16 protein-coding genes are annotated in these 10,965 nt (G+C 61.0%); 11 read left to right on the forward strand and 5 right to left on the reverse strand.

From position 1 onward, the window contains the following. Positions 1-83 precede the first annotated feature (83 nt). The gene (locus M6D32_RS16110; protein WP_298257915.1) at positions 84-269 is read left to right on the forward strand and encodes a hypothetical protein; all 186 of its coding nucleotides are present in this window, start codon (positions 84-86) and stop codon (positions 267-269) included. 340 nt (positions 270-609) lie between these two features. Then, a complete protein-coding gene (locus M6D32_RS16115) occupies positions 610-1,935 on the forward strand; it encodes an MFS transporter (protein ID WP_298257917.1) in 1,326 nt (441 codons plus the stop codon). Positions 1,936-2,020: 85 nt separating this feature from the next. On the opposite strand, the gene M6D32_RS16120 is transcribed toward M6D32_RS16115, so the two are convergent. From M6D32_RS16120 to M6D32_RS16135, 4 genes are all read right to left on the reverse strand, one after another. Beyond that, the gene (locus tag M6D32_RS16120) at positions 2,021-2,461 is read right to left on the reverse strand and encodes a Spy/CpxP family protein refolding chaperone (RefSeq protein WP_298257919.1); all 441 of its coding nucleotides are present in this window, start codon (positions 2,459-2,461) and stop codon (positions 2,021-2,023) included. 96 nt (positions 2,462-2,557) lie between these two features. Beyond that, a complete protein-coding gene (locus tag M6D32_RS16125; RefSeq protein WP_298257921.1) occupies positions 2,558-3,028 on the reverse strand; it encodes a hypothetical protein in 471 nt (156 codons plus the stop codon). Between the two features lie 289 nt (positions 3,029-3,317). Next, on the reverse strand, positions 3,318-3,593 hold the full coding sequence (locus tag M6D32_RS16130; RefSeq protein ID WP_298257923.1) for a hypothetical protein: 276 nt from the start codon (positions 3,591-3,593) through the stop codon (positions 3,318-3,320). A gap of 186 nt (positions 3,594-3,779) precedes the next feature. Further along, positions 3,780-4,436, reverse strand: a complete 657-nt coding sequence (locus M6D32_RS16135) for a S24 family peptidase (protein WP_298257925.1) — start codon at positions 4,434-4,436, stop codon at positions 3,780-3,782. Between the two features lie 124 nt (positions 4,437-4,560). Between M6D32_RS16135 and M6D32_RS16140 the strand changes: the two genes are divergently transcribed. From M6D32_RS16140 to M6D32_RS16170, 7 genes are all read left to right on the forward strand, one after another. Next, the gene (locus tag M6D32_RS16140; RefSeq protein WP_298257927.1) at positions 4,561-5,091 is read left to right on the forward strand and encodes a GcrA family cell cycle regulator; all 531 of its coding nucleotides are present in this window, start codon (positions 4,561-4,563) and stop codon (positions 5,089-5,091) included. Between the two features lie 370 nt (positions 5,092-5,461). Then, the gene (locus tag M6D32_RS16145; protein ID WP_298257929.1) at positions 5,462-6,025 is read left to right on the forward strand and encodes a DUF1376 domain-containing protein; all 564 of its coding nucleotides are present in this window, start codon (positions 5,462-5,464) and stop codon (positions 6,023-6,025) included. Between the two features lie 78 nt (positions 6,026-6,103). Further along, positions 6,104-6,676: a hypothetical protein gene (locus M6D32_RS16150; protein WP_298257931.1), complete on the forward strand. Its 573-nt coding sequence runs from the start codon at positions 6,104-6,106 to the stop codon at positions 6,674-6,676. Between the two features lie 366 nt (positions 6,677-7,042). After that, positions 7,043-7,279 (forward strand): hypothetical protein, encoded by a 237-nt coding sequence (locus tag M6D32_RS16155; protein WP_298257933.1) that lies wholly within the window; start codon positions 7,043-7,045, stop codon positions 7,277-7,279. Between the two features lie 111 nt (positions 7,280-7,390). After that, on the forward strand, positions 7,391-8,209 hold the full coding sequence (locus M6D32_RS16160) for an RMD1 family protein (protein ID WP_298257935.1): 819 nt from the start codon (positions 7,391-7,393) through the stop codon (positions 8,207-8,209). A gap of 49 nt (positions 8,210-8,258) precedes the next feature. After that, entirely contained in the window at positions 8,259-8,447 is a 189-nt protein-coding gene (locus M6D32_RS16165) for a hypothetical protein (RefSeq protein WP_298257937.1), read from the forward strand. A 433-nt stretch (positions 8,448-8,880) separates the two neighbouring features. Continuing rightward, positions 8,881-9,045, forward strand: a complete 165-nt coding sequence (locus M6D32_RS16170; RefSeq protein ID WP_298257939.1) for a Flp family type IVb pilin — start codon at positions 8,881-8,883, stop codon at positions 9,043-9,045. A 105-nt stretch (positions 9,046-9,150) separates the two neighbouring features. Here M6D32_RS16170 and M6D32_RS16175 read toward each other — a convergent pair whose 3' ends face one another. Next, positions 9,151-9,531 carry an SPW repeat protein gene (locus tag M6D32_RS16175; RefSeq protein WP_298257941.1) on the reverse strand — a complete coding sequence of 127 codons (381 nt, stop codon included), beginning with the start codon at positions 9,529-9,531 and terminating at the stop codon, positions 9,151-9,153. Between the two features lie 298 nt (positions 9,532-9,829). Here M6D32_RS16175 and M6D32_RS16180 point away from each other — a divergent pair, with 298 nt between their 5' ends. Both M6D32_RS16180 and M6D32_RS16185 read left to right on the forward strand, forming a co-directional pair. After that, positions 9,830-10,078 carry a hypothetical protein gene (locus M6D32_RS16180; protein WP_298257943.1) on the forward strand — a complete coding sequence of 83 codons (249 nt, stop codon included), beginning with the start codon at positions 9,830-9,832 and terminating at the stop codon, positions 10,076-10,078. 135 nt (positions 10,079-10,213) lie between these two features. Continuing rightward, positions 10,214-10,492, forward strand: a complete 279-nt coding sequence (locus M6D32_RS16185; RefSeq protein WP_298257945.1) for a hypothetical protein — start codon at positions 10,214-10,216, stop codon at positions 10,490-10,492. The last annotated feature ends 473 nt before the right edge of the window (positions 10,493-10,965 follow it).

The raw sequence follows: 10,965 nt of genomic DNA on the forward strand, positions 1-10,965 counted from the left end.
GGCAGCGACAAAAGGAAACAGACGCCTGCCATGAAATCTGCTAGGTTTGCTCCGTTACTTGGCTTCACAGAGGAGTGGAGTTCATGAACAAGCTCGTTGAAATTCGCCGCCAGGAGCATTTTTGCCGTGAGCGTGCGTTACATGATTCCGAGCGTAAGACGTTCTGGCTTGCGGAGGCCGAAATCTGGGAGCAGCGTGCGCTGGATGAGATCGCGTTTCACTTCCGGGAGTGCAATTTCGAGGAGCCGGCTCGCTCCTTGAACGCTTAAGTCAGTCGCCGAAATCAATCATACGTCGCGGGCGGCCGGAGGGTCGCCCGCGATGCGTTTGGGGGATAGACGAGCGGGATTCTTTTCCCTCCCCCTTGCGGGGAGGGTCGGCGAGCGACGGCGAGCCGGGGTGGGGGTTCTCAAAATCAAATATAGCAATCTCACCTCGTCGGGCACGCCCCCACCCGACCGTCGCTTCGCGACGGCCACCCTCCCCACGCTTCGCGGGGGAGGGATCGAAGGTCCGAACCCTCCCCCTTTCAGGCGGAGGGAGCATTCTGCTAAGGCAAGTCCGTAACCAACAAAGAACAAAAGCCAAAACGGGGAAGGACAAAGCGGGATGACGGTGATGGGCGGGGGCGTCCCGGGTGGTCTTTCCGATTCCAGCGCAAGCGCGGGCGCGGCCGATGCCGCGATGCAACGCGCGGTGCACAAGGCGGCGCTGCGGTTCGTGCCGCTTTTGACCGTCGCCTACCTCTTCAATTATCTCGACCGCACCAGTCTCGGCGTAGCGGGGCTGACCATGAATCAGCAATTGGGGTTGACGCCATTCCAGTTCGGGCTGGCCGGCGGCGTGTTCTTTCTCGGCTATTCGACGTTCGAGATCCCGAGCAACCTTTTGCTTTACAAGGTTGGCGCGCGGCGCTGGATCGCCCGCATCATGGTCAGTTGGGGCATCGTGTCGGCGGCGACCGCCTTCGTGGTCGGGCCACACAGCTTTTACGGCGTGCGGCTTCTGCTCGGCATCATGGAAGCCGGCTTCTTTCCCGGCGTGACGTTCTTTCTTGCCGCATGGTTTCCGGCGCAGTACCGCACGCGGATGCTGGCCTGGTTTCTGGTCGGCATTCCCTTGTCGTCGCTGATCGGTACGCCCGTTTGCACCGAACTGCTTCGGATGAACGGCATCTGGGGCCTGGCCGGCTGGCAATGGATGTTTCTGCTGGTGAGCCTGCCTTGCCTGCCACTCGGCCTGCTCACGCTGAAATTTCTTGCCGACCGGCCGCAGACCGCATCCTGGCTGACGCGCGAGGAGCGCGACGCGCTCGACGGCGTGCTGGCATCAGAGGTGCGGGAACGGCCGCATTCCTCGCTGCTCGCGGCGCTGAAGGATCCGCGCGTCTTGATCTGCACCGCGGTCCAGTTCGGCTTTACGCTCGGCTCCTACGGCATCGGCATCTGGATGCCCCTGATGCTGAGGGAGTACCACCTCTCCAACATGGCGATCGGCTGGGTCGCGGCGATCCCCTATCTCTTCGCCACCGTCGGCATGATCCTGTGGGCGCACTATGTCGACCGCAAGGGCAGGCGCATCGTCAATCTCGCCGTCACCTGCCTGCTGGCCGGCGTGGGCCTGTTGCTGCCGATCCTTTCCAACTCGCTTGTTTCGGCCGTCATCGGCTTCAGCCTGGCGCTGGTCGGCGTCACCGCGGCGCGCGCTATCTTCTGGACCATCCCGACGCGCTTCCTCACCGGTGTCGCCGCCGCCGGCGGGCTTGCCTTCATCAACTCGGTCGCCACCACCGGCGGCTCTTTCGGCCCCACGATGATGGGCTGGCTGAAGCAGTATTCCGGCTCCTATGTCGTCGGCCTGCTGGCGGTTGCCGCCGTCCTGGTCGCGGCGGCGCTGGCCTCGATGTCGCTGAAGCTCTTTATTTCGCGCGAGTAGGCGGACGGAACGATTTGCTGCATTGATACAAAAAGGTCCGCCTTCAGGGCGGACCTTTCCCCATCATTCAGGCGCCGAACGGCAACTACTTCCGCATGCTCTTCCGGAAGTCATCAAACTTGCGCTTCTGCTTGTCATCAAGGCTGTTGTAGAAGGCGATCAGCTTCGGGTTTTCCGCCTTCATGGCATCCAGCCGCGCCTCGAGGAAGCTCTGGCGGAAATTCAGCCGGTCCTCGTAAGACGACAGGTCGGGCTCCTTGGTGCAAAGCTTCGATTTTGTGTCGTCGATCGACTTTACCCGCGTTTGCTGAAAATCGTCGTAGGCGGCCTGTTGCGCGGAGGTCAGCTTCAGCTTGGCGGCCAGCCGTTCGCCGATCTTGTGATGGCGTGCCTCATTATTCTCCTTGGCGCAGAGCCGCTGGAACAGCGCGCCGTGATGACCGCTGTCGGTGGCTTGCGCCTGCCAGGAGGTCCCGCCGAGCAGGGTGACCGCCACGATCAGCGCTGACAGTTTCGTCTTTCTCATCTGATGCTCCCAGGATGGATTGTTGCCGGCGAACCTTGTTTCAAGATCGCAACCTATAAGGAATGATTGGTCTCGCTTTGAACGAGACAGGCGCCGTTATCTCCTGCCCCCATGGCCGCCACCCGCATGGCCGCCGCCCGCGTGGCCGCCGCCTCGCGCCATGCCCCCGCCGTGAAAGCCGTGTCCGCCGTGAAAGCCGTGCCCGCCGTGAAAGCCGCCGCCGTGAAAGCCGCGCCCGCCGCGATAAAACCCGCCGCCATAATAGGCAGGACCACCACCATAATAGGCAGGGCCACCATAATAACCGGGGCCACCATAGAAGCCGTCGCCGTAACCCCCGTCATCATCGCAGTCGTTGTAATAACAATTGCCGCCCAGCGCGCCGCCGACGATGCCGGCGACCGCGCCTCCAATGATCGCGCCCGCAATGGCGTCGCCGCCATACTGGACCTGCTGGATATCCGGGCCAGGCTCGATCCGTTGCGGACCGACGAGTCCCGCCATCGCCGGAGCTGCCGTGAGGATCAGCGCAATCCCGATAGAAGCGGCGCCTCTGATCAGCATCATCCAAATATCCTTTCGCGTCCGGTATCGAATAGCTGGAATATGTGCCGCGGAAGCGCGGGCCGTCGAAGCTTGATCGAATCGCCGTCGCAGGTCTATGCGAGCGCGGCTAAAGAAATGTTTAGTTGCTTCTTCGGGCTTGCCTGCTTCGGCGACCGCGGCAACATGGCCGCCGCGACGGCCCAATGGCGCTGAAGCTATTCATGACGGGCGGCCAATGCCTCGCGCGAGCAATTGATCAATTGAGGACGATTTGGCAGTGAGAGCCCAGCGGTGGAGGCGATATAAACCCTCACACAGCCTCGTGCTTGCGCAGATCGTGCGCGTGATCGAAGCACGCCGCCTGAAGGTCCGTGTCCGAGGCCGCGATCTCGGGCAGGGCGGCCTCGGCCAGGATCTCCTCGGTGATGTCCTCGACCGATCGCTCGGCGATCTCGTGGATGAAGCTGATGTTGGCGTATTCGCCCGAGGCGATGCGCGAGACGACCTCGCGGCGGGTGATTTCAGGGTCGACGATGGCCTCGCGGCCGCGCCTTCCATAATCGATCATGACGACGAAATACTGCATGTGGCGGCGTGACGCCTCCTCGAAAAGCCCTGCCTGAGTGGGTTCCATTATTTCGGGGATTCGAAAGTCTGGCAAGAAAAATTTCTGAAAATCAGAAATTGCGTCATTCCGGGGCAATGCGCAGCATTGAACCTGGAATCTCGAGGTTCCGGGTTCGCCCTCGCGAGCGCCCCGGAACGACGTGCCTCATTTGGGCGTCTTGCCATCCTTATGCCCACCGTGTCCCGAATGCCCCGCGGCTTTCTTCCGCGTCCGCGAGGCAGCCCGCGCCCGCAGCCGTTCGATCTGGCCGCGCGGCAGCGTCACGCAGATTTCGCCGATCCATTCCAGCTTGACGCCAGCGATCGGCTTGGCGTTGAAACTCGTGAGGTTGACGACATGCGCGGTCTTGCCGCGTTCGATCGTCTTCAGGTAACGCTCGCCCGTCTTCAGGCGCACCGCCGCTTCCTCGCCATAGAAGCTCGACAGAGGGTGCCGCTGGTCGCGATAAACCACGATGATGTCGCCATTCTCGTATTTCGGCAGCATGGAATCGCCGACCACCTCGAAGGCGATGGTTTCTTCCGCGATCGGGAACGGCAGTTCGACCTCGCCGAGGCCTTCGGGCGGCATCTGCTCGAATTCCGGCGTGATCGACGCGCCGGCGCCGACCCGTCCCATGATCGGAACTGCGTTGAGTTCGAGATAGTCGATGATTGGGGCAAGCTCGGAAGCCTTGATCAGGCGCATCTCGCCCAGGATTTCCGACACCGCGCCGGGCCGCACGCCCATTGCCGCCGCGAGGCCGCCCTTGGTCTTGCCCGGCTTTGCCAGTCCCCGTTCGATCATCTTGACGTCCAGCATCGGTCCTCTCCGACTCGTCAAATATGAGTGACCATAGCAATTCCGATTATCCGAAATCAAGCTTGACTTGCTTCGGAATATCAGAAATAGTGAGAACACAACGTGAAACTTCAGGAAATTGACAATGCAATCCACGTGGGAGGATGCGCATTCGCTTGCGCTGCGTGAACTGGTCGAGAAGGGGATTTCGTTCAAGGAAATCGCCCGCGCGCTGAACGAGCGCTTCGGCACCGCCTATACCCGCAATGCCGCGATCGGCCGCGCCCGCCGCCTGGGGCTTTCGACGCCCGAACGATCGGGCCCGGGCGGCGTGTTTGCCGCGCCGAGGAAGCCGGATGCGCGAAAAATGGCCGAAAAGCGCGCCCGCAACCTGTGCAAGTCGCCCAAACCCACCGCGCTGGAACGCGCGGCCGTGCTTCAGCTTCGCTGCGTCGCCATCGCGCCAAGACACCTCACGCTGATTGATCTCGAGCCGGGCGATTGCCGCTATCCCTATGGCGGCGATGCCGAGGGCGAGCCGATCACGTTTTGCGGCCATCTCCGCCGCGAGGGTTCGAGCTACTGCCCGTCGCATTTTCATCTGACCAGCCTGCCGGACGTTGACGAGAAGCGTCCGCCGGCAAAGGCGCCGCTGCGGCTGGTGGAGGCGGCGTGAAGACGAACGCCGATCCCATGCTTGAGAGACTAAGGCCTTTGCCGGTGCGGCTTCGCATCGCGCATCTGGCCGCGCTCGTGCGCTGGGAGCGGGCAAAGAACGCGCGCTCGCTTTCTTACCCCACCCCGCAGGAGCGTGAGCGATCTCTTTCTTATCCCTCCCCTTGCGAGCGTGAGCGAGTGGTGGGGAGGGAAGGCCGAAGCGAAGCGGAGGCGAGGGTGGGGGGCCTCTTGTTGTACCCCCACCCCGCCGCTCATTTCATTCGCGACGACCCTCCCCGCAAGGGGGAGGGAAAAGGAAGCGCCCGCGTATGCGATAACGCGCGCAAGCCGGAGAGATCAAGCACGGCCAACGATGGCGGCCGCGCGGGATGAAGCGGGCGTGGATGCCGCTTTATGTCGGTGACTATCTTGGCGACACCGGTCACCTGACCACGGCGCAGCATGGCGCTTACCTGCTGCTGATGATGCATTACTGGCGCAAGGGCGAACTGCCCGATGACGACCGCCAGCTGTCGAAGATCGCGAAATTGCCGTTGAAGACCTGGAGCAATTATCGCCCGGTCCTGCAGCAGTTCTTTCATTCCGGCTGGAAACACAAGCGGATCGATGCCGAGCTGGAACGGGTGATGCGCGTCTCTGAAAAGCGCGCGACCGCGGGGCAAAAGGGCGGGCTCGGTTCGGCGCTCTCCCGATTGAAACTCGAAAATTCGGCGCGGGGAAGGTCATTGCCGCCAGCAATTGCTTTGCAAAAGCCAAGCAAAACGCAAGCAAACGTCGACCACTCACACTCACACTCACATCAGACTCTTTCCTTGAAGGGAGATCAGACGTCGTGTGCGAGATCCGATACCGCGCCCGGAGCTGCGAAAGACAGCAAGTCGATCCCGGTCAGTGCGGAACTTGCGGCCCTGATCGCGCGAAAGACGACCTGACGGCTGCGTGAAGCTTGCAAGCAGCGAGGTCTTTCACGCCTTCGACCATTGATGTTCGCAACAGGAGTTTTGAAAACGATGCCTCGCGCCAGACGCTCCAAGCCACGCATTTCTGCTCACGCTCATGATCGCCGGGCACGGGATCTGCCGCTGAATGCGGAGGTCGCGGCGGTCGAGATCGACGATCCGCTGGCGCTTGAGCCCGGCGAGAAGATCGTCGCACTGCGTTCGATCCGCAACGATCCCCTGGGCAGGCTGCACAGCCACCGTCACATCGACGAGGCGCAGTATCGCGCCGGGCGCGCGTTTCAGGACGACTGGGAGAAGGCCGAGCGCGGTCCGCGCGCGGTCGATCCGACGCGCGAATACGTCGATGGCGGAAGCGCGCGCGAGCCGATCACCGAGCGGCAGCGCAGGGCGGTGCTGCGGCTCAATCGCCTCGAACGCGAGCTCGGCGCGGACGGCATCGTGCTGGTGCACGAGGTGCTGGTGCTCGGGCTCACCATGGAACAGGTCGGTCAGCGGCGCGGACTGCGCGGCCAGCGCTGGAAGGACTATTTCGCCAGGCGCTTTCAGGAATGCCTCGATCGGCTGGCGCTGATTTACGGTTTTGCAAGCAAGAGTCGGCCGCAACACGCGCCGCTTCGTTGAATTGCGATTTGAGGAATCGAGATGGAGGAAACGAAAAGGCCGCTGGCCTATGCGCCAGCGGCCCGCCGGGCAGAAATAATGGATCGGGATGAAATTAGTCCAGCCCCGGATGTTGTCAAACATATCCGCTACCGATGAAGGAATGGAGTCGAAAATCACGATGCTTGCGTGACAGCGCGCCGCTGTTGCGGCGCTGGCACAGTCTTAAGACCTTGGCGGAGGTGATCGCGCCGGAGGCGACACCACTTGTGTTACCGCGTAACCAAAACGCCCCATTCGACACCGCGGAACTACCCCCTTGCCGCGCGGCTTATCAGATAAGGGGTTTGCGTAATGCCACCGACGATGCCGAAAAGGGGCACTGACATGACTTTGGTGGCAAAAGGCGTTGGACCTTCAGCCGTGATGTATTCTCCCGAGGTGATCGAGATCATGTCGGCAGCGCTGGAATCTTCGGTCAAAAGCTTGCCTGAACCGGTTTCCGCAACCCAGGTCCATTATCTGGCCGAATCGATCCTGCACAGCGCCGGCCGCGGCGAACGCGACGCCGGTGCGCTGGAACGCATTGCGCTGGTTGAATTGCGCATCGCACCGCGCGGCTGACGCGCGCAATAGGTCAACCAGACTGTCGCGTTCTTCCTCTTGCGCGATCTCTCTTTCGCGATCTCATTTCGAATTCCGTTGGACGCGATTGTTTGAGGCCTCTTTGCGAACATGAAAAACTACGCCTTCCGCAGCGAGCCACAGCTTAGTCGCGTCACCGCGCACGCGCTCAATGTTGGAGACCGCATCAACACAGCCGGCTTCGAAAAGGACGCGCTCTCGGGGGTGCCGCTGGCGCTGCGCACGGGTCAGGACGGCATTGCAGTCGTGTTTCGTTACGGGGTCGCGGTGTTCTTCAACATGAGTGCGGAGGAGGAAGCCGGCTTCCTCGAACGGCTGTTGCCGCGGATCGGAGGTCGGTTGACGCCGCCGGAGGAAGAGGCCGCGACCGTCGAACTCCTGGGCGAGAGCGACGATCAGGTGGCTTCAGGCGGCCCCATTCACGTCCGCGACATGTCGATGGCGCGGTTGCTCGTGGTCTCCGATGTGCTGGCGAAGAGCGTCGTGCTCGCCCATGACGAACGCGAGGTCGCAAAGGTGTTCGAGACCATCGAACCCTTTGTGCGGGAGCTCGCGTTTGCCGGGAGGTTTTTCCGCAATCGCCGCAGCATCCTGAAGCTGATCGGCGAGGCGCTCCTGGTGCAGCACAACGTCTCCGGCCGCGTCGCGATCGCCGACAAGCCCGATGTGCTCTGGGACCGGGTGGACCTCGAGCGGCTTTATGCGCGGCTGGAAGACGAATACGAACTGACCGCGCGGGTCGAGACGCTCAACCGCAAGCTCGCGGTGGTCGCCGAGACCGCCGATACGCTCGCCGACATCATCGACACCCGCCGTTCGCTGCGGCTCGAGATCATCGTCGCGCTTTTGATTGCGGTCGAAATCGTGATCGGCATCTCGCAGATCTTTGCCGCCCGCGGCGGGCATTGAGGCTGCACTCGGGTCGTAGACGATTTCGCAGTCATCAGGCCGGCCACGATTGTTTCCCGGCATCGTCCTGAAAACGGACCAAACTCTGACGCTTTCGGCCACAATCCGACGCAACGTTAACCAAATGCAAACCATTACGGTCATAACCATCCTGGCACTGCTGACGATCTCCGGAGCGGTGATCTCCGATCAGATCCTGACAAGCCGGGAAAACCCGGTGATGGCAGTTCGGTTCTGAGTTTCGTCGGGCGTGGGCACGTCCGGCGGGGTCGGGTCTAATCTTTGGGGGACGTCGAACATGATTTCCGTGGACCAATTCCTGAGACTTATCAGTGTGCCGGCCGTGGTTGCGGCCTTTTTGATTGCCTCCCAGGTATCCGGCGCTGGCATTTTCCACTCGCAGCCGGCCGTCCAGGTCGCGACCCAGTAATCTCCTTCAGATAGACCGGCTGGCTTTCACGGGCTTCGGGCGGGGCAAGCCCGCGGGGTATCGCGCGGCCGTCGGACATGCACGCTTGCTGTGCATCGCTTGCGCGTTTTGCGCGAAAGCGCGCGAGAAACACAATTTTCGTTAAAATACTGTGTGTACTTGTTTACGCAACCTTAGAGCGCCGGCCGTAGATTGCGGCCGCGCCAGAACAGGCGCGTAAATTCCCATCACGGAGGCGGAGTTGCAGCGCATTTTGTCGAAGTTTTTTTCGGATCAGTCGGGCGCGACCGCGATTGAATACGGTCTGATCGCGGCTGGTATTGCCCTTGCGATTATCGCAGTGGTGAACGGCCTCGGCTCGAACCTGAACACCAACTTCAGCTCGATCAACAGCTCGCTGAAATAAACCCCGTCGTCGCGGGGCGCGCAGGATACAGTTGGAGAAGAACCCCGCCGGAGCGATCCGGCGGGGTTCTTTGCGCCTGCCAAGCCTCAAAGCAGGATGTGACAGTCAGCGCTTCTGCGCTTCCGCAGATGAAATCGCGTCCCGTTCGGCGGCTTCGTAGCGCAACCACAGATCAAGGGCTGCGATAAAGGTGATCGCAATCCCGATGCCAATGGCAAAATGCATCGCGCGGGTATGGGCAAAGCCCAGAATCCAGGGCGAGACGACGAGCCAGACGCCCAGCGCCATATTGACCCATTCCTCCCACACCGAGAAAGCAATCATGGCCGCGATCGAAAGAATGATGATCGCGGCAGCCGTGAGGCCGAGATCGAGCTCGGCCGCACGGCCTGCATGGGCAAGAAAAGCCGGCGCTCCAAAAAGGATCATCGCCAGCAACAGATTGTAGAGATCAAGGACTGACTCGGCGCGCCACTTTCGCAACATCTTCGCCTCCCCATTTTAATCCCGCCCGGCCAAAACGCCAAAGCGCTAGTGCGGTGAATTTGAAGTTCCTATCAGTTTCGCGGTAACCTCATCATAGGAACTTCAAATTCTAAACCGCACTAGAATCATATAATTGGCTAGTGCTCCTTTGATTCCGAAGTTCGTAAGCGTGGAGCCGCAATATGATACGAACTTCGGAATCGGAGCACTAGCTGAGGCAACGATCAACGTGCGTTCTCCGTTCCGCAAACGTCGTTGGCGCGCCGCTAGACTTTAGGACGAGTTGCCGGCGCGGGAGATGTTCTTCTTTCGCAGCGACAACGACCTGGCGCAATTCGCCGCGCTCAAATGCGGCGTCGGCATCGGCGGCTGCCAGCACGGCATCGCCCGTAATCATCCGGAGCCGGTGCCGGTGCTTGCGAAAGTGATTCGCTTCGAACTCGACATGTGGGTGGTGATGCACGAGGACATGCGTTCCACAACGCGCATCAAACGCCTGTTCGATCACCTCAACACGGAGCTTTCCGCATTTTTGCGCGGCCGATGAGCCGATGAAGCGCGCATTCGCGTTGCGGAACCATCACAGTCCACAGCATTTGAAGCGTCATCGGAACTTCTTCTGCACACTACGCCTTGGTTAAGCTAGATTCATCGGCGGGGTAATGCCGGGATGTTTTCGAACATGACACACTATCTGCTTTCCAATCCGTTCCATGCGAAACAGGAACAGGCGCAGGATCAGTTGCAGGAGCGCGCGGATGAAACGCGGCGTCATGCGACGCTGTCCTCGCGATCGACGCCGCTTTGCAGTCATTGCCGTTCCGACGACATCACCTGCGTCGCGACCGCGCAGTGGAGCAACGAGAAGCAGGAATGGGAACTGGCCAACACCTTCGCCCGGCCGGCGCATTGCAACACCTGCGATCGCGACGGCGAGATCGTCTGGCTGCCGCTGAACTAAAATCCTCGTGCTGAGGAGCGGAAGCTTCCTCACCTCCCTCCGAAAGGGGGCGGCGGGCTGAGAAGCGCTCTTCGTTTTGAAGCGACAGGTGAGGGCTCCTTTCCAGGACGTGCAGGATCTGGATGTCGCCGCCGTTGGCTCTTCATTTTTCTAGGAACGCGTACGCCCAACCGGCGTTCGGGCAACAAGAACGGGCCGCCCGCGAAGTAGCTGGTGGCGGAATTTCGGTCACGGAAAAACGCGGCGCGGCGTGGCATGCCAGGACCGGCGCCTTCGATCCGACAAATTGATGGCGGTAATCTTCCGGTAACGATCAACGCTTAAGCGAACCCGCTAGTGCGGCGAATTTGAAGTTCCTATCAGTTTCGCCGTGAGTTCGTTATAGGAACTTCAAATTCAAAGCCGCACTAGAAACAATAAGTTGCTAGAGCTCCTTTGATTCCGAAGTTCGCATCGGAGGGGCCGCAATAGCT

Origin of the sequence: Bradyrhizobium sp. (genome assembly GCF_027307225.1) — a bacterium.
Taxonomy (GTDB): Bacteria; Pseudomonadota; Alphaproteobacteria; order Rhizobiales; family Xanthobacteraceae; genus Bradyrhizobium.